Annotated in this window: 25 protein-coding genes; 15 read left to right on the top strand and 10 right to left on the bottom strand. The window is 58.7% G+C overall.

The window, feature by feature from the left end; genetic code table 11:
* Positions 1–66 precede the first annotated feature (66 nt).
* The 7 genes from NKJ72_RS20245 to NKJ72_RS20215 all read left to right on the top strand — a co-directional run bounded on the left by NKJ72_RS20245 (position 67) and on the right by NKJ72_RS20215 (position 7,017).
* Positions 67–339, top strand: coding sequence for a hypothetical protein (locus NKJ72_RS20245; protein WP_352479087.1), 273 nt, complete (start codon positions 67–69; stop codon positions 337–339).
* 237 nt (positions 340–576) lie between these two features.
* Positions 577–771 carry a hypothetical protein gene (locus tag NKJ72_RS20240; protein WP_352479086.1) on the top strand — a complete coding sequence of 65 codons (195 nt, stop codon included), beginning with the start codon at positions 577–579 and terminating at the stop codon, positions 769–771.
* Positions 772–1,425: 654 nt separating this feature from the next.
* Positions 1,426–1,644: a hypothetical protein gene (locus tag NKJ72_RS20235; RefSeq protein ID WP_352479085.1), complete on the top strand. Its 219-nt coding sequence runs from the start codon at positions 1,426–1,428 to the stop codon at positions 1,642–1,644.
* A 183-nt stretch (positions 1,645–1,827) separates the two neighbouring features.
* Entirely contained in the window at positions 1,828–2,076 is a 249-nt protein-coding gene (locus NKJ72_RS20230) for a DUF982 domain-containing protein (protein ID WP_352479084.1), read from the top strand.
* Positions 2,077–2,298: 222 nt separating this feature from the next.
* Positions 2,299–2,544, top strand: coding sequence for a DUF982 domain-containing protein (locus NKJ72_RS20225; protein WP_352479083.1), 246 nt, complete (start codon positions 2,299–2,301; stop codon positions 2,542–2,544).
* An 809-nt stretch (positions 2,545–3,353) separates the two neighbouring features.
* Positions 3,354–5,252: a DNA ligase D gene (gene ligD, locus NKJ72_RS20220; protein WP_352479082.1), complete on the top strand. Its 1,899-nt coding sequence runs from the start codon at positions 3,354–3,356 to the stop codon at positions 5,250–5,252.
* A gap of 103 nt (positions 5,253–5,355) precedes the next feature.
* Positions 5,356–7,017, top strand: coding sequence for a DNA polymerase/3'-5' exonuclease PolX (locus NKJ72_RS20215; RefSeq protein ID WP_352479196.1), 1,662 nt, complete (start codon positions 5,356–5,358; stop codon positions 7,015–7,017).
* Between the two features lie 19 nt (positions 7,018–7,036).
* Here NKJ72_RS20215 and NKJ72_RS20210 read toward each other — a convergent pair whose 3' ends face one another.
* From NKJ72_RS20210 to NKJ72_RS20195, 4 genes are all read right to left on the bottom strand, one after another.
* Complete coding sequence (locus NKJ72_RS20210; protein WP_352479081.1) at positions 7,037–7,675, bottom strand: hypothetical protein; 639 nt, start codon at positions 7,673–7,675, stop codon at positions 7,037–7,039.
* A 264-nt stretch (positions 7,676–7,939) separates the two neighbouring features.
* The gene (locus NKJ72_RS20205) at positions 7,940–8,188 is read right to left on the bottom strand and encodes a hypothetical protein (protein WP_352479080.1); all 249 of its coding nucleotides are present in this window, start codon (positions 8,186–8,188) and stop codon (positions 7,940–7,942) included.
* Between the two features lie 8 nt (positions 8,189–8,196).
* On the bottom strand, positions 8,197–8,442 hold the full coding sequence (locus NKJ72_RS20200; protein WP_352479079.1) for a hypothetical protein: 246 nt from the start codon (positions 8,440–8,442) through the stop codon (positions 8,197–8,199).
* A gap of 83 nt (positions 8,443–8,525) precedes the next feature.
* A complete protein-coding gene (locus NKJ72_RS20195) occupies positions 8,526–9,227 on the bottom strand; it encodes a Crp/Fnr family transcriptional regulator (protein WP_352479078.1) in 702 nt (233 codons plus the stop codon).
* Between the two features lie 405 nt (positions 9,228–9,632).
* On the opposite strand from NKJ72_RS20195, the gene NKJ72_RS20190 reads away from it, so the two are divergent.
* Positions 9,633–9,809, top strand: coding sequence for a hypothetical protein (locus NKJ72_RS20190; RefSeq protein WP_156937418.1), 177 nt, complete (start codon positions 9,633–9,635; stop codon positions 9,807–9,809).
* Positions 9,810–10,018: 209 nt separating this feature from the next.
* On the opposite strand, the gene NKJ72_RS20185 is transcribed toward NKJ72_RS20190, so the two are convergent.
* Positions 10,019–10,528: a ferritin-like domain-containing protein gene (locus tag NKJ72_RS20185; RefSeq protein WP_352479077.1), complete on the bottom strand. Its 510-nt coding sequence runs from the start codon at positions 10,526–10,528 to the stop codon at positions 10,019–10,021.
* 304 nt (positions 10,529–10,832) lie between these two features.
* Here NKJ72_RS20185 and NKJ72_RS20180 point away from each other — a divergent pair, with 304 nt between their 5' ends.
* On the top strand, positions 10,833–11,051 hold the full coding sequence (locus NKJ72_RS20180) for a KTSC domain-containing protein (RefSeq protein ID WP_352479076.1): 219 nt from the start codon (positions 10,833–10,835) through the stop codon (positions 11,049–11,051).
* A gap of 537 nt (positions 11,052–11,588) precedes the next feature.
* Here NKJ72_RS20180 and NKJ72_RS20175 read toward each other — a convergent pair.
* The gene (locus tag NKJ72_RS20175) at positions 11,589–11,942 is read right to left on the bottom strand and encodes a hypothetical protein (protein ID WP_352479075.1); all 354 of its coding nucleotides are present in this window, start codon (positions 11,940–11,942) and stop codon (positions 11,589–11,591) included.
* A gap of 176 nt (positions 11,943–12,118) precedes the next feature.
* On the opposite strand from NKJ72_RS20175, the gene NKJ72_RS20170 reads away from it, so the two are divergent.
* The 6 genes from NKJ72_RS20170 (at position 12,119) to NKJ72_RS20140 (ending at position 19,171) form a co-directional block, all read left to right on the top strand.
* Positions 12,119–12,421 carry a hypothetical protein gene (locus NKJ72_RS20170; RefSeq protein ID WP_352479074.1) on the top strand — a complete coding sequence of 101 codons (303 nt, stop codon included), beginning with the start codon at positions 12,119–12,121 and terminating at the stop codon, positions 12,419–12,421.
* Between the two features lie 841 nt (positions 12,422–13,262).
* Positions 13,263–13,496: a hypothetical protein gene (locus NKJ72_RS20165; RefSeq protein WP_352479073.1), complete on the top strand. Its 234-nt coding sequence runs from the start codon at positions 13,263–13,265 to the stop codon at positions 13,494–13,496.
* A 784-nt stretch (positions 13,497–14,280) separates the two neighbouring features.
* Positions 14,281–16,281: a DEAD/DEAH box helicase gene (locus NKJ72_RS20155; protein ID WP_352479072.1), complete on the top strand. Its 2,001-nt coding sequence runs from the start codon at positions 14,281–14,283 to the stop codon at positions 16,279–16,281.
* A gap of 10 nt (positions 16,282–16,291) precedes the next feature.
* A complete protein-coding gene (locus NKJ72_RS20150; RefSeq protein WP_352479071.1) occupies positions 16,292–16,720 on the top strand; it encodes an EcoRII N-terminal effector-binding domain-containing protein in 429 nt (142 codons plus the stop codon).
* Positions 16,717–18,327: an ATP-binding protein gene (locus tag NKJ72_RS20145; protein WP_352479070.1), complete on the top strand. Its 1,611-nt coding sequence runs from the start codon at positions 16,717–16,719 to the stop codon at positions 18,325–18,327. The genes NKJ72_RS20150 and NKJ72_RS20145 overlap by 4 nt, the downstream gene beginning before the upstream one ends.
* The gene (locus NKJ72_RS20140; protein ID WP_352479069.1) at positions 18,317–19,171 is read left to right on the top strand and encodes an HNH endonuclease; all 855 of its coding nucleotides are present in this window, start codon (positions 18,317–18,319) and stop codon (positions 19,169–19,171) included. The genes NKJ72_RS20145 and NKJ72_RS20140 overlap by 11 nt, the downstream gene beginning before the upstream one ends.
* 43 nt (positions 19,172–19,214) lie before the next feature.
* Here NKJ72_RS20140 and NKJ72_RS20135 read toward each other — a convergent pair whose 3' ends face one another.
* From NKJ72_RS20135 to NKJ72_RS20120, 4 genes are read right to left on the bottom strand one after another with little or no spacing between them, the layout of a single operon-like run.
* Positions 19,215–20,393 carry a type II restriction endonuclease gene (locus NKJ72_RS20135; protein ID WP_352479068.1) on the bottom strand — a complete coding sequence of 393 codons (1,179 nt, stop codon included), beginning with the start codon at positions 20,391–20,393 and terminating at the stop codon, positions 19,215–19,217.
* A 3-nt stretch (positions 20,394–20,396) separates the two neighbouring features.
* A complete protein-coding gene (locus NKJ72_RS20130; protein WP_352479067.1) occupies positions 20,397–20,852 on the bottom strand; it encodes a very short patch repair endonuclease in 456 nt (151 codons plus the stop codon).
* Positions 20,845–22,113 (bottom strand): DNA (cytosine-5-)-methyltransferase, encoded by a 1,269-nt coding sequence (gene dcm / locus NKJ72_RS20125; RefSeq protein ID WP_352479066.1) that lies wholly within the window; start codon positions 22,111–22,113, stop codon positions 20,845–20,847. Before dcm ends, NKJ72_RS20130 begins: the two co-directional genes overlap by 8 nt.
* A 46-nt stretch (positions 22,114–22,159) precedes the next feature.
* A complete protein-coding gene (locus tag NKJ72_RS20120; RefSeq protein ID WP_352479065.1) occupies positions 22,160–22,531 on the bottom strand; it encodes a hypothetical protein in 372 nt (123 codons plus the stop codon).
* Positions 22,532–22,580 lie beyond the last annotated feature (49 nt).

Here is a 22,580-nt window from a genome sequence, read left to right as displayed (position 1 = left end):
CAGGGAACGATATCGCCCCCCATGTATTAGAAACCCATGGACACTATGGAACCCCACGGCCACGGGATGGCGGCCGATATTTTGACGTCGGAAGTCGCCAATGCGAGGCAGCGCATCCACCGGACCGAGCTCGCGCTTCAACGCACTGAAGAAATGCTGGCGGAAAATCTCGCGCTGTGCAGCAGGATACGAACTGCAGTCGAGGCCGCAGACCGCTTGGTGAAGATCGATCCCCCAGCTTTGAAGGACGTCGCGCGGGTTGAACTGGGCCAGCGTTTCATTCGTCGCGAACTTGCGGCACCCTGCCGCAAGAGCCGGCCTGTTGGCGTCATAGCGTGAGCAACATTGGGCACGAGCATTCCAACATTCACGAGTGCAACCCGAAGCTAGATCGACAGGAATCTTCAGTTCAACGAGCGAGGATTAATGCTGCGGCAAACGAAGGGGGCACGGGGGTCTTCGCGCGAGCCAGTTATCCGATCTCCCGCTCAGAAAATTCAGCCAAATATTCCGACCTCCTGATGGAACCCATTCGTTGCGGGCGAGTTGCGGCTCATTGGGACGGACTTCCCGAACATGACAACGAGCAACAAAGCAGACCATCAGTCTGTATCCGAAGCGTTTCGGAAACTGATCCGTTCCGAAGGCTATCGTCATCACGTACAAACGTTCTTAAATCTGGAGATCGAACCAGAACTGCCGCCAACCCTACAGTCATTACTTGCGGCTATTGATCGGGCCAAACAGGGGCCGACGGAAGAAGGTCCCTAGCCGGCTGGCTGAGCGCCAAAGCGGAAGAGTACAGAGGCTCGCTCCGTACCTCTGGTTCCCGCTCAGAAATTCCGCCAAACATTTCTTCTTGATTTTTCCCGACAGAGGATCATGAATGTTCCCTTGGGTTCTCGCTGAGGTGGGAGGCCTTGTATGAACGTTTGGACGAACTGCCGACCCGACAAAGTGACTGCCAAACACCTTGTTCACGAGCTGATCCTACAAGCCCGTCGCGGCCAATCATCTCCGTCAAAGAGACTATCGCAGCGGTGCGCCGAGACGGGCCACATCTGGCGGAAACTGACTGCGAGCTGGTGGAGTTTATTGTCAATGTTGCCCCAGCCTTTGGCCTGTTCGTCGGGTTCGATCTTCGCGAATAGCCTCATGGCAACCCATTGGTTCTCGCCTGCGGTGTACGTCAGGAGAGACCGACCTGGGATTGTGGGAGAAAGGCGGCTCGAGGCGCGTCAATAGGATCGTGGAGGAGCATGAGGGTCTTCGCGAGCCGGTGTCCGATCCCCACCACAGAAATTCTACAAACATTCCTGACTGTCGCGGCCCAGCGCCGTACCAATTTGTACAATTCGTACATGGCCTTGATGCCGCTCAGGTAGGGAGTAGAGTACCCTTCGGCGTGTCCCTGGGGAGGGCTGGATGAGCGTCGCGCGAAGGGTCGGTCCGCTTCTAGAGCAAGCAATCACTGTACTCCTCAACAGGGCGGACCGTGGCAACACGGTCTCGATAAAAGCGGCACTACGCGATGCGCGGGAGACTGCGCCTTATTTGGTGGCCTCCGATGAAGAACTGACCGAGGCGATCGTCGAGGCAGCAACTGCCATGGGCCTCTGCGTGGCTTTCGACGGTCGCGAGTAGCTGTCAGGCAACTTCAGTCACTGTGGCATCGCAACGAAAGCGCGCCGTCCTGCGCCATTTTCAAGTTAGAGGTAATCCGCAATTACCTTCGCAACCTGCTAAATCTGCCTGTAGAACGGGAACTGCCGGCTGAGCAAAGCTATTTGCTGGAGGAACTTCATAAGGTCGACAAAGAGTGACCGCATGGCTCTCCACTGGTTCAACCCTCCGGTCCCCGTCAAGACCGAGCGTCGCGGGATCATCCGCAACAACAACGCCGAGGCAGCCGGCGAGGAGCTGATGAAGTGGACCAAGCGTGGCCCTTGGTGGGACCTCGCGGTGCGTGTTTGCATGGCCGTGATTTTCGACGAGATGGAACCTGAGGAGGCTCGCAAGGCGTTCGTGGCTGCTGCAAAAGAGGAGGGGACATTACTCCCCCCAATGACAACTTAGCTAAATTGGATGCGGTAAGGTTCTAGGTGTCTCTGACCAAAACCGCCTTCGCGAAAGGAGCCCGCCGCCGGTGAGGGAGAGGCGACGGACCCCCCACAGCGGCTGCACATCCACGAAGAATCGACCGCTGCAAGCTCTAACCCGCGGGGGCCTACATCGTTCCCTTAGCTGCGGCTAAATCGGGGTTGGTCGGCGGGCTCTTGCCGCTCTAAGTTCCCCCTTATGGGTCCTCTCTGGTTCTCTCCACCGGTCTACGTGAAGACGAAACGTCCGGGCATTCGCAATGGGGTCAGCCACGTCGAGGGAGCCGCCGAGGAACTCATGGCGTGGGACACAAACGGCCCCAAGTGGACCAAGGCGGTCCAATCCTGCGTGGATGCGTTCGAGGGCAGAGCCTCCCCCCATGAGGTCCGTGAAGCCTTTGAGGCGGCTGCCAAGGAGGCCAACGTGTATCTCTCCCCTGAGTAGGAGGTATCATGGCGCCCATCTGGTTCGTCCCTCCGGTGTTCGTGAAGACTGAAACCGGTATCAGGCATGGCTGCAACAATGCGAAGGAAGCCCTTGAGCAGCTCAACATGTGGACCCGGCGAGGGCCTCGCTGGCATAAGGCGGTGACCCTCTGCCTGTCAGCCTTGGAGGGCGATTCGATTGCCCCCCCACATTCAGGACCGTGTGACTCCGGAAGAGGTCCGTCAGGCTTTCGAGACTGCTGCCAGGAGGAGGGGGTGCTCCGTGAGTAGCAGGCCGGTGCCCATGACTATGTTGGGAAGGACCCGCTAGGCTGTCCGAATGCTGACCAAGTCCGCGCTGCTCGGAATAGACCCGGATACGAGAGCATTCACTCTGGTCGGCCCATTTATGGGCCATTTTGCACTTCTTGAAACTGGCACTCGGTGCTGCTCTGGGCGAGGTACTTGGCGGCAATGGGGCACGTCGAGTAATCATCAATCGTAACATGGGGTTCGACGAGAAGATCAAACCGTACCCACAGAGGACCGGAACCGGAATGTCGGGCTTCTAAAGCCGATGGCAGAAAGCGGATACGCTGCGGCGGCATTTGAGGGCAGTTCCTGCCCTTGATTATTGCCAGTGAGCTGTGCGCGCAAATCGGGAAGATGGAAGGGCCGGAGGCAGGAGCACGGCCGCAGGCCGATGCACTCAAGTGGGTCGGCAAAGGATCGCGAAAAGCTCAATACGGCCTGCAGCGAAACTAAAGAAGTAGTCGCGCGTTGGACGCGGATAACGCTATTTCGTCTCTGAGTATGGTTTAGGTCAGAGTGGTCAAGCCAACGTCGCATAAGGCAATCGATGGGTCGAGCGCTAGTCAAGCGAAGTCGCCCGCTCGTGACGAGGTCACTTTAGCGCCGCCCGCTTTCCGGCCGGTCCAGCTCGCAACGCTCGTGGACACGGTCCCTGCCGGCGATCGTTGGATCCATGAGATGAAATACGACGGCTATCGTATTCTCGTTGCCGTCGGCGGGGGCGAGGCGCGAGCCTACACACGATCTGGTCTGGACTGGTCTAGCCGTTTTCCCTCGATCCTGTCCGAGGCTCGCAAGCTCAAGGTGCGCTCCGCCCTGATTGACGGCGAGGCCGTGGTTGTCGATGCGGAAGGAAGATCTAACTTCCAGGCGCTTCAAAATGCATTGAAGGGTGCCCCGGCGACTATCGACTTTTATGCGTTCGATCTGCTGCACCTCGACGGCGAAGATTTGACAAGGCTTCCTCTTGTTGAGCGCAAGGCGAAGCTGGAGGCGATCTTGCCTGCGAAAAATCCGGTCCTTCGTTACTCCGACCATATCCTCGGCCGGGGAGAAGAGCTGCTCGATCGCTTCTGCGCAGCCGGCCTTGAGGGCGTCATCTCAAAGCTCGCGGATTCGAGTTATGTGGCGGCCCGCGGCTCAAGCTGGCTGAAGATCAAATGCATCAGGCGGCAGGAATTTGTGATTGTCGGCTGGACGCCGTCCGACAAGGTCCGCGCGTTTCGGTCCTTGATCCTTGGCGTTCATGACGGCGGCAAGCTGCGTTACGCCGGGAAAGTCGGCACCGGCTTCGATACCGCTGAACTTCTTCGTCTCTTGAAGGTCATGGCGCCGCTAGAGCAGAAGGCCGCGACCGTCGACGCACCACGCGCCGAAGTGCGCGGCGCACACTGGCTCCGTCCGAAACTGGTCGCTGAGATTGCTTTCACCGAAATGACAAATGAAGGGACGTTACGACATCCGAGCTATCTTGGTCTTCGCGAAGACAAGAAGGCGGAGGCGGTCGTGCTCGAGACGGAACGTCATGCAGCCGATCTCGCCGCATCTGCGACAACCGCAATCGCGATAAGTAACCGTGACCGCGTCATCTATCCGGAATCGAACATCACCAAGGGACAGCTTGCCGACCATTACGCAGCGGTTGCGGCGATCATGCTTCCTTGGGTTGGCAGCCGGCCGATCAGTCTGGTTCGATGCCCACAGGGCCGCGCGAAGAAGTGCTTCTTCCAAAAACACGACGCCGGCAGCTTTGGCGACAAAGTCCACCACGTCGGCATCACGGAGAAGGACGGGCACGAGGAACCATATCTCTATGTCGACGATGCCGACGGACTCATGACTTGCGTCCAGATGGGAACGATCGAGCTGCATGGATGGGGGGCTCGGATCGAGGATGTCGAAAAGGCCGACCGCCTCGTGTTCGACCTCGACCCCGATGAAGGCCTCGATTTTGAGGCCGTCCGCGCCGCTGCCTTTCAGTTCCGCGCTATCCTTAAATCGCTGGGACTTACGACTTTCCCGATGCTGACGGGAGGCAAAGGAGTGCACGTCATCGCGCCGCTCACCCCTGGCGCCGAGTGGCCACAGGTGAAGGACTTCGCGTCTCGCCTGGCGCAGGCGGTCGCCCGGAGCGATCCGGCCCATTTCACGGCCGTGTTGTCAAAGGCGCGCCGCAAAGGCCGCATCTTTGTGGACTATCTACGCAATCAGCGCGGGGCGACCGCGATCATGCCTTACAGCGCGAGATCACGTCCGGGCGCTCCTGTCGCGGCACCGATCACGTGGGCGGAGATGAAGACAATAGATGCGCCCTCTCATTTCCACGTGGGCGATGCTCCTGAATTAAAGAAACGCGCAGCCTCCAAAGCTCTGGCTGGATGGGGTCGCGCTGACCAATCCTTGCCCAATCTGTAGCGTACGTGAAGAGGCAGTAAAGCCGGGATTTAAAGGGCAACGCGGCGCTCATGGCCTTGCCTGATTGGAACCTGCGGAGATCGGCCTCCGTTTGGCTGAAGCCATGGCAAAAATCGATCCGAGGACCGTCGCCAGTCTTTTGAGGGAATACGCACAACGGGCGTCTATGCGCGGCGACAATCCCTATCGCATAAAGGCATACTTGCGCGCGGCAGACAGTCTGACGGCCCTGTCGCAGCCGCTTGATCGGATCATCGCCGCCGGCGCCCTCACCAAGATCCCGGGGATCGGTGACGCGATCGCAGACATCGTGACCAAGCTTTACCAAACCGGCACGCACCCGAGCCTTGAGAAGCTGCGCGAGGATGTTCCAGCGGGCGTGATGGAGCTGTTTGCCATACCCGGGCTTCGTCCCGATAAGATACTGAAGCTTCATCAGGCGCTCGGCGTGAACTCGCTGGCGGAGCTCGAGGCCGCAGCAAGAGAAGACCGCATACGCCCAGTCAAAGGCCTCGGCGCCGCGCTTCAGACAAAGCTCCTCCAGAACCTGGCGATCGTGCGAAGCGGCGAAACGCAACTTCACCTGCACAAGGCCGCCGCTCTTCTCGAACATGAGGTCATATCGGTGAAGCAAGAGCATCCAGAGTTTTCGCGCGTCGAAATTGCAGGTGACTTCCGGCGCGGTTGCGAGCTCGTTTCCGACTTCGTTCTGGTAGCGCAGGGCAGAAAGTCGACTGGAATCGAGGATACGACCCTCAGGCTTGTTGTTACGGACAGGAAGCACTTTGGCGCGCGCCTGCTCGAAGCAACCGGTTCGGCAGACCACCTTGAGCAACTGAAGACGTTCGCGGCCGACAAGGGATTCACCCTGAACGCCGACGGGCTTTATCGCGGGAGAAAGCCGATCGCGTCAGCGACAGAAGAAGAAATCTACCAAGCTCTAGACTTGCAGTTTATCGAGCCTGAATTGCGCGAAGGCAGGGACGAGATTGAGAGAGCGGCAAAGCAGAAGCTACCCGCCCTCATTCGGGATGAAGATCTGCATGGCGTCCTGCATTCTCACACGACCGCATCCGATGGCACCGAAACGCTTGAGGCAATGGCTGAAGCCACGCGCAAGCGCGGTTTCGAATACTATGGTGTCGCCGATCATTCGCAGTCCGCTCACTACGCAGGCGGCCTTTCGTTGCAGGAGATTGCTGAACAGCACCGCGAAGCTGACCGGCTGAACAAGGCATACAAGGGAAAATTTCGCATTTTGAAGGGCATCGAGGCGGACATCCTGGCGGATGGTTCGCTCGATTACCCGAATGATATCCTGGAGCAGTTCGATTTCGTTGTCGCGAGCGTGCACAGCCGCTTCAAGTTGCCCAAGAAGGAACAGACGGAGCGTATCATTGCGGCGATCGGAAATCCTCGGACGACAATCATCGGGCACATGACCGGTCGCCAGCTGTTGCGCCGGCCCGGTTATGATCTCGACGTCGACAAAGTCCTCAAAGCGTGTGCGAAACACGGCGTCGCTGTCGAAATCAACGCACATCCTTGGCGACTCGACCTCGACTGGCGCTGGCATCAAAAGGCACTCGATCAGGGCTGCATCTTCAGCATCAATCCGGACGCTCATTCGATCCGCGAACTCGACCACATGCATTGGGGTGTCGAGATGGCGCGCAAGGGCGGTGTCCCTGCGAAGCGGGTCCTGAACGCGATGCGTTTGACGGCCCTCCTTGCGCATCTCGCACGGCGCAGGCAAACGTCCTAACCTGCTTGTGCGCCCGGCATCAGCGCAGGAGTCCGTCATTCTCAAAATCTTCCCAGCCGCGCAAACTGGAGTGCGAGTTCTCATCGTGGCCATAGCCAGCTGAAGCTGCAGCTCCGCGACCGCTTCTTTGAGCACGTTTCATAGCGGCCTTCCCCGCGGCTCGCCGCCTATTCTCTGCAGCTGTCGCTGCGTCCTGTTCGCGCCAGACCGTAACCAGGTCGCGGTCAAGCACATCCTCCACGTGCTGCGGGTCGAACACGTGAAAGGTGATGTTCCTTGCCCGCCCGCGGAGTTTCACCGTTTTCGTCCCGGCGCTCTGCAAGCGACCATCTTTCAGCCAGCGGTGCCGTTCGGCCGTCGAGATCGTCAGAATGTCCTCGATTTCGCGGGGGATTACGGGCAGGTCTTCGATATTCTGCAGTGCTTTGGATACAATCCCGAATACCACGTGCACATCATTCTCGGCGCCCTCAGACAGGCGCAGGGTAAGCACGCGGGACTCGATGTTGAGCAATTTCCTGAACTCCGTTGGAAGGCGGGCGCGTATTTCGAGAAAAATACCCTTCGCTCTGACGGACGATCCAAGCGTTGCAGCCGGGGTTAAAGGCCACTCTCCAATCAGCTTCGCTGTTGCATTGATTTTTCGGCGCGTGGACATGCCCCTTTATATAGGTCACCGATGTCGGCAGCGATGAGCCGATCGCAAAGCCAACATGGGTTCTAATCCGCCAGCGGTCTGAACCGCGATGCCCTAAAGGCGCAACCACGATTGTTGGCGGGGCTGCTTGCAACTTCGGCTAACAGGAAGCGGCAGAGTTGATCTCAAAGTGCGATATCAGGCGCGTTGCCGCCTGGCGGCTGTACGTGGGCCATAACCTGACCGTCCGTGATTGGGAGCCACATGGCTAAAGCGGCTGTTCCGCTATTGAGCCTCGACATGCGTTTCGGGACCCACCCCGTCGGATTCAATCGCGAATCCCGCATCGATCGCGCTTTGCGCAATGAGATCGCCAAGTTGCCAGTCCGTGAGTTCGCAAAAGGGAAGCATTCTCCTCACGGTGTGGCTAACCTCGGATATCGAAATGCTCGGGCTGCCGATGTTGTCGATCAGGTGGCGGACAATCGCTTGGCGAACGTCCGATAAGGTAGGCGTCTGCGCGAGCGCAGGCATGACCGGCCCTATGAATGGAGCCGTGGTTCTGCGGCCACGGCTGTTTTTAAGTCGAACGCGACTGGCACACCGTGAATAATGGATGCTGCCGCCAGGAGCTCCTCCAGCTCGCGGTCGGTGGCCCTACATGCGGGCATGAGTGTTCGGATGGCGCGGATTGCCTGTGCTATCGAAAGGAAGTGGGCCTTGCCTCTGGAGAGAACATAGGCTTCGGCGGCTCTTTCAACCGTGACTGTGTCAAAAGTGGTGGTCATCGAGAATTCCTCCCTGAACCCTGACCCACACGATTTACGGCACGAATTCGGTAGCTTGCAAGGGTTTGTCTGATTCAGGACAATTAGACGGAGGCTAGGCTGAAGTGACTTTGCTCCTCGTCGCCGTAGGCACCATGTGTGAGTTGTATCATTCCAACGCGGTCGACAATCGTGATCTCGCCGCGCCTGGCGTTAACCAGCCCCCGATACTCAAGCATTTGGAGGGCGGTCGTAACGCCCGGGCGCCGAGCGCCAAGCATGGTCGCCAGAAACTCATGCGTCAGGTAAATCTTGTTTCCTTCGACGCGGTCTTGGACCATCAGCAACCAGCGGGCCAAGCGCTCCTCGATTTTGGAGTGGCCGTTGACCAGTGCCGTCCGGGATGACTGGATGAGGAACGCGTGGGCATAGCGAAGCAGTGACTCGCGAAGGGATTGGCTCTCCGCAATCGCAGAGCGAAGAGCTTCAACCGGGAGGATCCAGCCATTACCTGCGACTTGGATATAGGTTTCATTGGGCGACTTGTCCTGGCCGAGAATAACGGCAACTCCTGTCATGCCGTCGTGGCCGACGATGCCGACCTCGCTTTGCCGCCCTCCGGTCATCGTAGCGACCACCGACGCGATGCCCATCTCTGGAAAATACACACGCTCGATCGGCTGATAAGAGACTTCCAGTTGGTCTTTGATGTTGAGTTCGACGTGATGCAGTGACGGCTTCAAAAGCGCGAAATCCTCCGAGGAGAGGGTTTTCAATACACGGTTGCGGAGAAGGGATTGGGGCATGGCTCTCTCTCCCATGCGGGCAAGAGCACGTACCTCTTACTGTCGGCTGCGTCCGACGCGCTGGCGGCCGATGTGGGAAGCATAGGCTTCAAATGTGCGGTTGGCAAAGAGTCCGTGCCTGGCGAAAGGCCCGGGGAATGTCGGCTTGAGTCCCGTCGGCGCTTCTTATGACTTATGAGGCCGGTCACGAATGTCCGGAACCGGCCTAAGCAGATCGGCAGCTTTCGAGCATGGAGTTGGCAAAAGCAGTCGTTCAGCTCATGTGATGAGTTTCGGGCGCCGTCGCCTTGCGCTTACCGGCATTGTGCTTCACCCGTTCCGGGCTTCCTTCTTAAGCGCAGCACTTTGAAACAAATCATGCCGGCAGGCGTTCCAGCATGGCGGGCGGCGTTGCCGGAGGACCCAATGCCCGACGAATACAATGACATCGTCATCCCCCAAGACCACGATGCATCGCCACTTCGGGAGGAGGAGTATTTCGTCGTCTGCCCGGCGTGCGGCCAGGCGTTCGACATCAGGTGTATGGCAGAGGCGCTTCATCACAACGAGCTCGGCCACGAGCCATACGACCTCGACTCGTAGTCGGCAGTGATCGACGACCGTCGATGAGCGTTTGGAGATGTCCCTTCGCGGCCTCTATGCGAACCGGGTCGAAACCAACACCGAGGGTAAGCTCTCGCTCATCTGGCCGGTCGCGTCCCAAGCCGCGGAAGCTCTCCCGTCGCCACCGGAGCCGGTGTTAACGAGCCTCGCGCCGAGCCCGACTTCACCATCACTACGTTCCCACCCGATCACCTCTTGGCGCTGTCGCTATCCGCTTCGGCCCGCGCAAGGAACTGCTCGGTCGTGGAGGGAAGACGGGTTTTCAGCCAATCCGCCATCGCGACTTCCTCTCGCAGATTCTCTTCGCAAGCCCGAAGAACCTCCGTTTCGCCGAGCGATCGAGCAGCGGCAATCAGGATCGTGTAGGAGGCGATTTCCATATGCTCGAACGTGTAGCTCGCGAGCGATCCTTTCATCACCTCGTCTCCAGCGAAGACGCCGCTCAACGATTGCGCCATCGCCGTCAGTTTGCCGCCAGCATCCTTCATCATGGATGAACCCTCGTCCATCTGATCGAGACAATTCTTCAGCCGAGCAGCCTGCTGCTTGGTTTCGTCGAGGTGCTGTCGGATTCGGTCGCTCAGTTCGGGATAATTCTCGATACGGCTCAACTGCCCGTTCAACATCGTTTCCGCCTGTTCTTCCATGGCATGAGCATCTCTAAGCCATTGGACAAACCATTCCCGTCCTTCTGACATCTCGAATCTCCTTTGCGATGAAAGGAAAAACTTTCAGAAGAGGACATTGTTCCGGAGTAGAGCCCGCCGAACGGGCCTTGACCGTCCAGAGGATCAGCGTCATGGCGGGTCTCAATTCACCTCGCGAAGTCCTGCAGCGATGCGTGGGGAAGGCCAAGATCGCGAAAGATCGGCGCAAGGAAAACGGCCCGATCGCGACTGCTGGCGCTCCGCATTGAGCCTCGTGCCTCACCGCACCACCCTAGTCACAAGGAACGCGACGGCGTCTCCGCTCGTTGATTGCTTTTCGATTCGAGCCGCCGTCATGCCCTCCACATCGATACGCAAAATGGAATATGATCCCGACAGAAGAATCCTCTCGGTGTGGTTCGTGGCCAGCGGTAAACGGTACGAGTTTGAGGGGGTACCGCCGGAAACCTTTGCCGCGTTCCGGGCCGCGTTCGCCAAGGGCCGCTATTTCAACGACCATATCCGCAACAATTTCCGCTACCGTCTGGTTGCGAGCGATAGCGACCCGGGATGACCTGACCTGCCGGTGGCTCAATCGTCCTGTCGCTCCAACCGGCGGTTGGCGGACGCGTTGCCGCTGTTGCCCTAAGTTCGCTTTCGGTCCGCGCGCACCTCGCAAAGCCCACCCCCGAAGTCCCTGCCTGGTGCAAAGGCGCTTGATCGGTCCCGCCGCCCTGGCAGTGTGCGGCGGGATTTTTTGCGCTCCAGGTGGAACACCGGGGCGCGGGTAAGGTTCGGTGCACGCAGTCCATCCTCCATACGATATTGCTGCAAGATCTGCTGACTCCGATCCGGCCCGCGTCTCCTCAATCCAGAGACGCGGGCTTTGGCGAATGTCTGTGGATCAGCGCGCCATCAGGTCTGTTCAGCGCTAGAATAGAGGCGATCGCGTATCTATCTGACCGAAAGCAAACAGAAGCCAGGCGTGCCCCACTGAAAGCACAAGCAAGCTCAGCTGGACTAATGCTCGGCTGGCGGCAACTTGCTCGCCGGTGGTCGCGGGAGGCTAGCCAGCCACACGCTGGTGAATCTAACCTGAGCCGATGTGCCATCAACAACCCTCGTCGGTCTTTTTCACCTGGCCCGGCGCGGCGGTCTTGGCTGTCGTGTCCTGCTGACCAGGCGCAGCCTGCTGAGCGCTGCCAGTCTGCTGGCCGGGCGCGCAGTCCCTGGCCGAGTTCGGATTCGTGGTGCCGCTGGTGGTGGTCGTGTCGGTGCCCTGATCGCCGGACAGGTTGGTCCCGCTGCTCGTCGTGCCGGTGCCCTGATCCGTCGTGCTGGGCATGGTTGTCGTGGTCGAGGTTCCGCTCGTCGAGGTTCCGCTCGAAGTTCCGCTCGTCGTCTGGGCAAAGGAAAGCCCAGCCGACACCGCCAGCACGGCCGAAGCCAAAAGGATGCGTTTCATCTTCTTTCTCCTGTCTGAATGCGCGGGATGCGCCTGGCAAATCGAACAGGCAGACAGAAGGAGTGTTCCCCGATGGAGTTCAACTTTTGTAACTCTGGTCGTAGGTCAGCCTTAGGATGGCGGGCGTATATTAGAAGCCTCTTGAATAAGACACTACCCGCACCAGAATCCATGGCATGGCTCGGGGAATAGGCATTGGTGACCAGGTGGCGATTACTGCCAGGGTTCGAGGGCGGATAACAGAGGACCGCGTAAGCGTCTCTATCCCAGGTTACGACTTCCCACATTCCATCATCGACCACACCAAGGTGAACCGAGGCCAGCAAATCGACCTGAAAGGCGAGGTCACGCGCATCGACGAGGACACCGTGACGATCGATCTCGGGCCGCTGGTCACGGTCGACCGTGACAAGGTCCGGCTAATGGAGAAATATCGGCCGCCAAAACGACGAAAGGCACTTGTCGTTGCCCCGGATTAGAACCGACAACATCGCGACAGGCTATGAGGGCAGGCCGCATGACGGGCCGGTAGAGGACGAGTCGAAGCATTTTGTCTACTGCCCAGTCTGCGGCCAAACGTTCGACGCGCGCGATCTTGGACAGGTGTTCCACCACGCTGAGCCGCAGCACGAGCCGCTTCCGGTCGAGCAATAGTCCAGCTAGTTGAGCTCCGGCGGCAGACCGACGTTGAGACCCTTCAGCGCGCCACCGACGTACGTTGGATGAGAAAAGGGTGCTGCGTGCACCGCGCCTTCCCCGCGCGCCGGTGTTCCCGGACCGCAAAAAAAGTCCCGCCGCACTGCCAGAACGGCGGGACCGATCAAACGCTTTGCACCAGGCGGGGGGGTGCGGGGGGGTGGGCTTGCCAAGTGAGCGCGGACCGTAACCAACCCTAAGCGCCACAGCGGCAACGCGTCCACCAACCGCCGGTTGGAGCGACAGGACGATTGAGCCGCCGGCAGGTCAGGTCATCCCGGGTCGCTATCGCTCGCAACCAGACGGTAGCGGAAATTTGTTGCGGATATGGTCGTTGAAATAGCGGCCCTTGGCGAACGCGGCCCGGCCCGCGCCCTTGCGGGGAGCGCGGGCCGATCGGGATACCGATCTGCAGCAATAGCCTGGAGGGGGAGGATTCGCTGCGTGCACCGAACTTTCGCGGCGGTCCCGTGTTCCCAATCGAGATACACAAAAAGCTGGCTGCACCTTTCGGCATCACGCGGACGTTGTATTTCTGAGAAAGCGCGAGCGTCAATACTAACTTCTGGTGATGGAATTTTCCCGTGAGATAGGCACGCTCCACGGCGAAAGGAGTGCCCCGCCATGACCGTCCTCGCTTACAACCTTGCCAATGACATCAAAGGATCGTGGAGGGTCGTCTTCGTGCCGGACGAACTGCATCTGTATGTGGAATTCAGCCAGCCAGACGCCGACACAAACCCGGCTGATTGGATGAGCGTTGATGAGTTCCTTGCATGGCGGCCGAAAGGCGCACTCCACGAGCGAGCGCGCGACAGCTTGGTTTCGCTCATTTGCAAGGCGCTGACAGGGCGATGAGACACGGGAAACCCGCACCGAGATCGAGTGCTAGCGCCGCGAGTGGGCCTAGGGCCCCACAAGCCAGTGCGACCCCGCCGCCGGCAAACCGCGGCGGGCGAGTGCCTCGGGGACACGATGGTAGATTGCTAATGCGTTCGCGCGTGTGGCCTTAAGTCGCAAACTATTGGCTTCAGAAGCAGGGCGTAGGGCTTCATTGATGGTGCTACCAACACCATATGGTGACCCATAGCCCTCCAAAACGAGAGAAGCTCGTCCCGACGGGTCGCACTGCGGCCGTCAGCTGGTAATTGCTACGAACTAGGAAACCATCATGCCTGAAAATATCAGACCAACTTCGAGAGACGTCCCCCTCATTCAGCTAGGCCTCTATCAGTGCCGCTTCCCGGTGAGCGAAGACGCTTCTGTACCTGGCGGTTATCGTTTTTGTGCTGGGCCAACTTCGCCGGATCGCGTCTACTGCGATCACCACCACAACATTGTGACCGCCGTGGACCCTCGTCGAGCCCGTTCGGGTCTTCACCTCGCTCAACGACGCGCCGCGTAAGCCTGACTGGCGGCGGCCTCCCGGCCAGGCGCTATGCGCTCCAAGGCCTTGGCTACGACCTTTCCGTCGACTCGGTCTGGCCCATGCTCCCGTATGACGTCTTAGCCGATGTATCCCCCGTCGCCCGATTGAGAACGACGAATTCTCGCCGAGCCCTTCAGCTCGCTACTCGCACAAACACGTCGGCTCCAAAGGTTTGTCTGTCAGCACATTTTCAATGTGCCCGCGCGTGAAGGGATGACACAACAGCTTGCCCAATTCTGCGACCGAATTCTTGCCTTTGCGCCTTTCATGTGGCCCATGCAATCGATATATCAAACCACGGATATACTTGAGCATCAGGCGAATATGGCAACACCGGGGTGGGAAATTCAGGGAGGGGTACTTTCGCTCATCGATGAGGCCGGAGCTACACGTCTTCTGTCTGCCGACGAGATTTACAGCGCAATCGTGGAAAAGAGGCCTTCGGCCGACTGGATCCCGACAAGCGTCGATGGCCTTCGCCCCTCGCGATACCCCTTGGTACCGACCCTGACGATCACGCAAGGCAGCGAGAACAAAGCGCCATCCTACAGCATCACGTCCACTAGCCGGGGCGTGGAAGTATCTCTTGATCTCGCGGACTTGGAACGCGGGCACAAGGTCGCTGAAGGCTTCTGGTATCCGATCGAACCGGCGGCCGGCGCGGAAATCCGGGAACTGGTGCGAAGCACTGGCGTAACCCTCGGGGAAGCTGCCTCTCTCAAGGCCTTTCTTGCCATCCGGAAGGCTGCCGGCGCCGGAGCATCTATCGAGGACCGGACAGCTGACCGGGCGGTTTCCCCGCTCGCTTTCACACCCTCCGGCGATGATGTGCCGGATGGGGTGCAGGCGACCCTTTATCCATACCAGATTTCCGGCTGGCGCTGGCTGAAGTTCCTGCTTGCTGAGGGAGTCGGCGGCCTTCTGGCCGACGAGATGGGCCTCGGCAAAACTCTACAGATCATCAGCGCGCTCAGCGATTCCGGTGGCCCGCCGTTGCGGCCAGCGCTGATCATCGCACCCGGTTCGTTGCTGGAGAACTGGCGGCGGGAAATCTCGAAGTTCGCGCCGCATCTCACGGTGCTAAAGCACCATGGGGCTCTTCGAACCGGCAGGCCTTCAGAGCTGAAGGATTACGATGTCATCGTAACGTCCTATGACAATGCCGTCCGCGATAACAGTCTGCTCAAGATGATCGTCTGGAAGGTGATCGTGCTGGACGAGGCACAGTTCATCCGGAACCCCGACGCTCAACGGACAAAGGCCGTGAAACGGCTCCAGCGTGAGGCTGGTCTGGCCGTAACGGGGACGCCGGTCGAAAATCGTCTGCTCGATCTATGGTCGATCGTGGATTTTGTCCTGCCTGGTCATCTCGGTGACGCAAAAACCTTCGGGTCGGAATATGCCGATGATGTTGATGGCGCAGCCAAGCTGGAACCACTGGTTTCGCCGCTCATGTTGCGCCGGCGTGTTGCCGAGGTAGCGCAGGACCTGCCAGGCCGGATCGATATTCCCCAGGTGGTTGAACTGGATGAAGGCGAGATAGCGGCCTATGACGCCGAGCGCCAACGCATCTATTCGGAATATAGTTCGGCCGCGACTCTCGTTGCCCTGACATCATTGCGCCGTTTCTGCGCTCACCCCGACCTGATGAGCGGCAATACCGCCACGGCCGATCCCATGTCCTTCTCGAAGTTCCGGCGCATGGACGAGATCGTGGAAGAGATTTTCGCACGTGGCGAGAAGGTGATCATCTTCACATCATTTACGGCAATGGCCGATATGATCGCCCGGCACATCAAGACCCGTTTCGGAGCTTTTGCCGGCGTGTTCGACGGTCGTCTGCCTATTGATGATCGCCAGCCGCTGATTGACCGCTTCAGCGCCGTCCATGGCGGGGCGGCGCTCGTGCTGAACCCGAAGGCCGGAGGAGCTGGCCTCAACATTACAGCCGCCAACCATGTGATCCACTATAATCCGGAATGGAATCCGGCACTCGAAGACCAGGCATCTGCCCGGGCTCACCGGCGCGGCCAGCAATTGCCTGTAACAGTTCACCGGCTCCTCGTGGCCGATACGGTCGAGGACGTGGTGGACGAACGACTGGCGCGCAAGAGGGCGATTTCCGGCACTGCGGTTGTGGGCCTTGAAGGCAGGGAAGATGATTACGGGGATATCGTCGCGGCGCTGATGCGGTCGCCAGCGAAGGGGGCTTAACAGGCAAGATATGGCAGAGCAAACAATTGCAAAGGTGCTGAGCGCCAACGATACGGGCGAAACCGGTGGGCACCAGGCCGGCATCCTAGTGCCCAGAGAGGAACGGCTGCTGTCGTTCTTTCCCCGCCTCGACCCGAGCCAGTCCAACCCGAGATGTCACCTGAATTTTGTGGATGATGGGGGCACGTTCTGGGAATTTTCCTTCATCTATTACAACAACAAGTTCTTTGACGGTACACGTAACGAGTACAGGTTGACCAGAATGACCAAATACATTCGTCAGGCAAACCTGGTTCCTGGCGACGAGATCATTCTGGTCAGAGATGACGATGACCGATATCGCATCACCCATAAACGCAAGCAGCAGACGGAACGGGCAAAAGGCGTCCTGAAGCTAGGAACTGGCTGGCGCGCAATCGAAATTCAGGGGGGAAAATGAGCAGCATTGAGGAAATCAAACTACCACCGGACCCGGAGCGGGTTATCGTAGGCCTGCGTGACACTGGCTATGAGTTCGATACGGCAGTGGCCGACATCGTGGACAACTCCATTGCTGCGAACGCCACCCATGTCCAGCTCTGGCTGGCTGCCGATCTGCGCGGCAACATCCGCCTGATGATTGCCGACAACGGTGACGGCATGAACCGGGATGGCCTGATTAACGCCATGCAGTATGGCTCGAAAGCACGCCCTAGCGCCGCCAGCCTCGGCAAATATGGTCTTGGCCTGAAAACCGCCTCGACGGCTTTCTGCAAGAAACTGTCGGTGATTTCCCGGCCGGACGGCAATACGCCGGCGCTGATGGCAACCTGGGACCTGTACCATGTTGCCAGGGTCAATAAATGGTCGCTTCTTCTGAACGAGGAGTGCGATCCGGAAGCACTTGAAAATCTCTACCTTGTGGCTCCCGGCCATGCCGGTACTGTCGTCCTGTGGGAGGACGTTGACCGGTTGCTGAAGGAATACCAGGACCCGGCCGGTGCTCCGGCGCGCAAGGCGCTGCAGTCCCGCGAGGATGCCCTTCGCGAGCATCTTTCCATGGTCTATCAGCGCTTCCTCGACCCGGACGACGAGCGGGCGAGAAACGTCATCATGGAACTCAATGGCAAGCCCGTCGTAGCCTGGGACCCGTTCCAGTCCAAATTGTCGGAACTGGTTGCAGATGAGCCGATTGAAACAGAGCTGTCCGACAACCGCAAAGCCTCGTTCACGGTGCGAGCATTTATCTTGCCTCGCCGGGAAGAGTTTCCGGATGAAAAGGCGGCAGCTGCGGCGAAATTGTCGAACGATCGCCAAGGCATATACATTTATCGCGAAAACCGGCTCATTCACGATGCAGACTGGCTTGGACTTTACCAGAAAGAGCCACATCTGACCGGCCTGCGCATCGAGTTTTCGTTCGACCACAAGCTGGACGATGCCTTCCATCTCGATATCAAGAAGTCGCAGATTATTCTGAATGACGATCTGGCGAACTGGCTGCAAGGTGAATTTCTTCCCGCTCCGCGACGGGAAGCCAATCGCCGTTATCGCGAGGGACAGCAGAAGGTTATCTCGAAAAAGGGGGAGGGAGCTCACGATACCTCCAACACCAATATTCGCAACCGCGAGGCGGCGGCCGGCGGCCCCAAGGTTAATATCGCGGACCCGAATACCGGCGAAGCCATCGTTGAAAACAAGCATGGCACCACCCGGCTGAAGCTGACGATAACGTCTGCCAAAAGACCTGGCGAAGTTTTCGTGCAGCCTGTCGAGGGGATCAATAACGGTCTCCTGTTCGAACCGGCGCTGATCGAGGGGCATAAGGGTATCCGGATCAACACCAGTCACCCCTACTACCAGAAGGTCTACATTCCGAACCTTGATCGCAGTGTGACCATGCAGGGTCTCGACTCCTTGATGTGGGCACTGGCCGTGGCGGAACTCTCCACAGTGCAGGACCATACTGCCTCGATGTTCCGCGACATGCGCTTCGAGGTCTCGCGCATTCTGGAGAAGCTCGTAGAAACGCTGCCCGAACCTGACGTGGATAAGGATGTCGCCTGATCCACACTCGCTTGCTGAGCGGATCTCCGATGAAACCGGACTGGAATTTTCCGGCCGGGAGGGCCGGGACAACGACGGCACCCGCTGGCTCGAACTCCAGCCGGCCGGCTACCCACCCGGCCAGACTTTTTCGCTGCGGACCCTGATAGGATGGCGGCGGCTTGATGTGCATTTCCGGCCGGGCAATTTCGCCGGTGATCTCATGAGCGCCATGGGCTCGGCAGACGAGACGGGCCGTCGTACCTTCCGGGCAGTGCTGGACGTTTGTCGCGATGCTGAGGCCGAAATTACTCTGATCATCAACGGCGCGACATATTCACCGGATGATTCAGCGATCTGGGAAACGCAGTGGCGCAGCTTCAGCCTCGACGTACGCCGGGGAATGCTGGCGATCAACGACGGCAACGCGGAAGAGGACATGCGCCAGGTCGAACTCTGGACGTCCAGGGTCGTGGCGGCCGTTCTGGCATTGCTGCCAGTGGAAGCTGACGACGCCGACGGGTCTGTTCACGTATCCGGGCTTCCGGAGGGGGCAAGGACCCGCATCGAAGTCAATCGCTACGAAAGGGATCGACGCAATCGTGCCGCCGCCGTTGCGATTCACGGCTATTCCTGCAAGGCCTGCAAGCTGGATATGGGAGAGCGCTACGGTGCAGCCGCTGCCGGTCTGATAGAGGTTCACCACGTCACGCCGGTTTCGCAGCTCGGGCAAGATTACATCATCGATCCGAGAACGGACCTGACGCCGCTTTGTCCCAACTGCCATTCGGTCGCACATCGCCGGAACCCGCCTTATTCCGTCGATGATCTTCGGGAAATGCTCGCTTCGGTGCATGAGAACTGACGGTTATTCTGCCTGTTGGTGATCCTTCACCAGCTCGACAAAGTTACCAAGCGTCATGAGCCATCCGCGCTGGCTCTCCCGGTAATGTCGAGTGAAGCGATTGCGGAAGAACCAGCTGAAGCTGCTTCGCCCGCATTTCATCGGTCTGGTTCTCCGAGATACCGGGCTCCAGCGTCAACAGATGCTTTGGCGTGATCCTTTCGGCCTCGGAGAGCACCTGACGCCAGCGATCCTTCCGCGTTGATTTGGAGCCGAGCATGGTGAGGCGCGCGGCCGGGAATGCCGGATTCCGGTATTCCTCCTGACCGGGGAAAAGAAAGTCCGGCTTGTTGCGGTTTTCCGTTTCACCCTCACGATCAAAACGCAGCTTGTGGGCAGAAAAGACAGCCTCCAGGTGATGTTCGAGTGCGAGGCCGGCTCGTTTTTTACGACGGTTCTGGACGCTTTTGGAAAAGCCCATAAAGCCGTCAACGTCAGTGCCATCGTCGGAATGAAAGCCGTTCCTGATCCGGTCCGCTACCACATGCCGTTCCAGGCGGCGAAACAGCTGCTCTTCCATGTCGATCCATGCCATCAGGGCTGCATCCGGATCGTCGGCGGCTGAAACCTGCGGAAGTGAGGCCCGGGCGAGTTCCGACAGGACGCGGGTTGGCGGAAACACCAGCCCGAATTTTTGGATCAATTTATCAAGGCGATCGGCTTCCGGTTCCTCGACTTCGATCCCGAGCTCGTCGAGGATATATCGCGCGGTAAAGTCGAGCTCAGCAGCATTGTCCTTGCTGATTTCCAGCGATTCAAATTGCAAGGCCGGCTGCGCCTCGAGCCCGAACAGCCACAGCAACTGGTTCTGGATTGTGCTGTCTCCGGGGACAATAATCGCCATCAGCGTCTTGTCGGTGCGCCTTGCAATAAACAGGACATCGCCTTCGGCGGCCGCCTCGCATACCGCATTCGTCGGGAAATAGAGCCTGTGCTCCCGTCTCGGGGGCTTCCGTGACTGGTACCAGGTCAGGAAGCCTTCTTCAGAAAGCGCTTCCTGCTCACCACCAATCCAGATGAATATTGCCTGGTACTGCAATCGGTCAGGTGTCCCGAGCAGGGTCTTGAGCTGTTTCGAACTGTTGAATTCGTGCTGGTTCGAACGGAGGACGCTGGCCTCGACGGCACTCAGCCGCTTGACCGCCACACCGTCGAAATAATCTGAAAGCAGCCCCCGCCGCATGACCTATGAGCTCCCCCTGATCTCGAAAAAAGGAATATCGGACTGAAGACACGCCGCGCATTCGGCAAGGACGCTCTCGATCGGCAACCGGGTCTTGCCTTTCAGCGCGCATTCCCAGACGATTCCCTGCCGCCATCCTGCTGCCTGCAAGGCGGCTGACGCAAGAGCGTCAACCTCACGGTTTCTGCGAATCTTGGCCTGCCAAAACTCAGGTCTGCTGGAAGGCCACTTGAACAAATGGCAATCGTGCCCGTGCCAGAAGCATCCGTGAGCAAAGAGAACAGCCCTGTATTTCGGAAAGACGATATCAGGCTTTCCTAGCAGGGTGACGTCATGTAGCCGGAACCGGAACCCGGCCGCGTGCAAACCACGTCTCAGCGTCAGCTCGGGCTTGGTGTTTTTACCTCGGATGCCGGCCATCATCCGGCTGCGGACCTCCGGGGTAACAATGTCAGCCATGAATGGCTGCCAGGGAGGAAACAGGACGTGTGACCGAGAGAGCTGGGCCAGAAAGCACCGGAAATTCGCTGCCTGCCGCAAGTGCTGCCTCGATGTGGGGCTTCATCGCCTCGGCAACGAACTCCACAACCGGAACCACGACAGCATTGCCAAACTGGCGATAAGCCTGGGTATCAGAGACCTCGATCCGGAAACGCCTGTCACCCCGATCGAAGCCCATCAGCCGGGCGCACTCAAGCGGTGTCAGCCGTCTCGGCCGCTTGCCGGGCTGATCAATCAGAACTTCAGACCCATCCTTATAGTAACGGGCAGACAGGGTGCGGGCCACATCATCAGGTCCGAACAGGCTGAATCCGAACCCGTTGCCCTTCGCCTGATGCTTCGCCTTGTAGCCCTGCAAATACTCCCACAAGCGCGGGGTAAGGGTGTATTTCGGATCAACCTCGTCATGCGGCTGGAGAATGGTGCCGAGCTTCGGGCCGCTTTTCGCAGCCGGCAGTTTCAGGCCCTTGAAGTCAAACTTCGACGGCTCGCGGAAGCCCACTATGAAAACGCGTTCCCGCTTCTGCGGTACCCATGGTTCCGAACTGATGACGCGATGCTGGACATGATACTTCAGCTCGTTCTGCAGAACGTTCATGATAGTGGCAAACGTGCGGCCCTGGTCATGGCTTTCGAGGTTCTTGACGTTTTCCAGAACGAACGCTGCCGGCCGGTGATGGGCGATAATCTGGGCCGTATCGAAGAACAACGTTCCCTGCGTATCACACAAAAAGCCATGCGGCCGGCCAAGCGAGTTTTTCTTCGACACGCCAGCCAGGGAAAACGGCTGGCACGGAAAACCGGCAAGCAGGACGTCGTGTTCCGGGATAAGGTCCGGATTCTTCGAGAATTCGCGCACATCGCCGTTGACGCGATGGTTATCAGGAAAATTCAGCGAATAGGTCTGCTGGCTGTGCGGGTCCCATTCGGATGTGAAAACGCAACGCCCACCGATGCTTTCAAATCCAAGCCGGAGCCCTCCTATCCCCGCGAACAGGTCGATGAAACGGAAGTCGGCCTTTCCGGCTTCGCACACACTGAGCCGGCGATCGGCGGCATCCCTGAGCGTCTTCAGGGCGAGCCGGGGAACTTTGGATGTGCCGTCTTCATAACGATAGGCTGTGCGGGGCGAAACCTCAAGAAGTGCCTCGGTCTCCTCAAGAGTGAGCCCTGCCTGCTCCCTCAACCTGCTGAATTCAGTCCGCTTTCTGGTTCGCATGACGTGGCTCGAATCATTCTCTGGGTAAATTTTTGTCAGACTGACATTATTCTTCCTTACAAACAATGAATGTTCGTGTTTTGTTCTGGAAATTTAAATCGCACTTCACAGGTTCTTTCGCCCTTGGGCGACAAGGTTCAGGCTTGGCCCTTTGCGAACTTCCTCGGCGCAAGCATGTGCAGGCGATCTTCCTCATGCGGCCGGTAGACAAGAAAAGTAGCATCCGGAAACTGCTCCGACCGGCATCGAAGCTCCACCGGCACGCCCCTGATGATTGGATGATTGACATGCCGTTTGCAGTAGTCTGAGACCGGAGCAGTTGTTCGAGATCATGAGGAACTTCGATCATCACCAGTTCCGACAAAGGAAAGCGTTGATCGATGAATGGATAGAAGCCATCAGGCAGTTTCACTTGCATTCTTGGTCTCCTGACCGGTTCTGGGACCCCGTGGCCCAAAACTGGCCCT

Source organism: Mesorhizobium sp. M0045 (assembly GCF_040323385.1).
In the GTDB taxonomy this organism is placed as follows: domain Bacteria; phylum Pseudomonadota; class Alphaproteobacteria; order Rhizobiales; family Rhizobiaceae; genus Mesorhizobium.
The sequence above is the reverse complement of the archived record's forward strand: the minus strand, read 5'-3'. Positions and strand labels throughout refer to the sequence as shown.

What these genes read in the sequence shown, in the direction of transcription:
- NKJ72_RS20185 (WP_352479077.1), bottom strand. Translation starts at nt 10,528, where the DNA reads ATGTCAGAAGGACGGGAATGGTTTGTCCAATGGCTTAGAGATGCTCAT.
- NKJ72_RS20130 (WP_352479067.1), bottom strand. Translation starts at nt 20,852, where the DNA reads ATGGCTGACATTGTTACCCCGGAGGTCCGCAGCCGGATGATGGCCGGC.
- NKJ72_RS20245 (WP_352479087.1), top strand. Translation starts at nt 67, where the DNA reads ATGGCGGCCGATATTTTGACGTCGGAAGTCGCCAATGCGAGGCAGCGC.
- NKJ72_RS20210 (WP_352479081.1), bottom strand. Translation starts at nt 7,675, where the DNA reads ATGTCCACGCGCCGAAAAATCAATGCAACAGCGAAGCTGATTGGAGAG.
- NKJ72_RS20165 (WP_352479073.1), top strand. Translation starts at nt 13,263, where the DNA reads ATGACCGTCCTCGCTTACAACCTTGCCAATGACATCAAAGGATCGTGG.
- NKJ72_RS20145 (WP_352479070.1), top strand. Translation starts at nt 16,717, where the DNA reads ATGAGCAGCATTGAGGAAATCAAACTACCACCGGACCCGGAGCGGGTT.
- NKJ72_RS20150 (WP_352479071.1), top strand. Translation starts at nt 16,292, where the DNA reads ATGGCAGAGCAAACAATTGCAAAGGTGCTGAGCGCCAACGATACGGGC.
- NKJ72_RS20180 (WP_352479076.1), top strand. Translation starts at nt 10,833, where the DNA reads ATGCCCTCCACATCGATACGCAAAATGGAATATGATCCCGACAGAAGA.
- NKJ72_RS20190 (WP_156937418.1), top strand. Translation starts at nt 9,633, where the DNA reads ATGCCCGACGAATACAATGACATCGTCATCCCCCAAGACCACGATGCA.
- NKJ72_RS20205 (WP_352479080.1), bottom strand. Translation starts at nt 8,188, where the DNA reads ATGCCTGCGCTCGCGCAGACGCCTACCTTATCGGACGTTCGCCAAGCG.
- NKJ72_RS20135 (WP_352479068.1), bottom strand. Translation starts at nt 20,393, where the DNA reads ATGCGGCGGGGGCTGCTTTCAGATTATTTCGACGGTGTGGCGGTCAAG.
- dcm (WP_352479066.1), bottom strand. Translation starts at nt 22,113, where the DNA reads ATGCGAACCAGAAAGCGGACTGAATTCAGCAGGTTGAGGGAGCAGGCA.
- NKJ72_RS20140 (WP_352479069.1), top strand. Translation starts at nt 18,317, where the DNA reads ATGTCGCCTGATCCACACTCGCTTGCTGAGCGGATCTCCGATGAAACC.
- NKJ72_RS20200 (WP_352479079.1), bottom strand. Translation starts at nt 8,442, where the DNA reads ATGACCACCACTTTTGACACAGTCACGGTTGAAAGAGCCGCCGAAGCC.
- NKJ72_RS20170 (WP_352479074.1), top strand. Translation starts at nt 12,119, where the DNA reads ATGGCTCGGGGAATAGGCATTGGTGACCAGGTGGCGATTACTGCCAGG.
- NKJ72_RS20215 (WP_352479196.1), top strand. Translation starts at nt 5,356, where the DNA reads ATGGCAAAAATCGATCCGAGGACCGTCGCCAGTCTTTTGAGGGAATAC.
- NKJ72_RS20195 (WP_352479078.1), bottom strand. Translation starts at nt 9,227, where the DNA reads ATGCCCCAATCCCTTCTCCGCAACCGTGTATTGAAAACCCTCTCCTCG.
- NKJ72_RS20240 (WP_352479086.1), top strand. Translation starts at nt 577, where the DNA reads ATGACAACGAGCAACAAAGCAGACCATCAGTCTGTATCCGAAGCGTTT.
- NKJ72_RS20235 (WP_352479085.1), top strand. Translation starts at nt 1,426, where the DNA reads ATGAGCGTCGCGCGAAGGGTCGGTCCGCTTCTAGAGCAAGCAATCACT.
- NKJ72_RS20225 (WP_352479083.1), top strand. Translation starts at nt 2,299, where the DNA reads ATGGGTCCTCTCTGGTTCTCTCCACCGGTCTACGTGAAGACGAAACGT.
- NKJ72_RS20175 (WP_352479075.1), bottom strand. Translation starts at nt 11,942, where the DNA reads ATGAAACGCATCCTTTTGGCTTCGGCCGTGCTGGCGGTGTCGGCTGGG.
- NKJ72_RS20155 (WP_352479072.1), top strand. Translation starts at nt 14,281, where the DNA reads ATGACACAACAGCTTGCCCAATTCTGCGACCGAATTCTTGCCTTTGCG.
- NKJ72_RS20230 (WP_352479084.1), top strand. Translation starts at nt 1,828, where the DNA reads ATGGCTCTCCACTGGTTCAACCCTCCGGTCCCCGTCAAGACCGAGCGT.
- NKJ72_RS20120 (WP_352479065.1), bottom strand. Translation starts at nt 22,531, where the DNA reads ATGCAAGTGAAACTGCCTGATGGCTTCTATCCATTCATCGATCAACGC.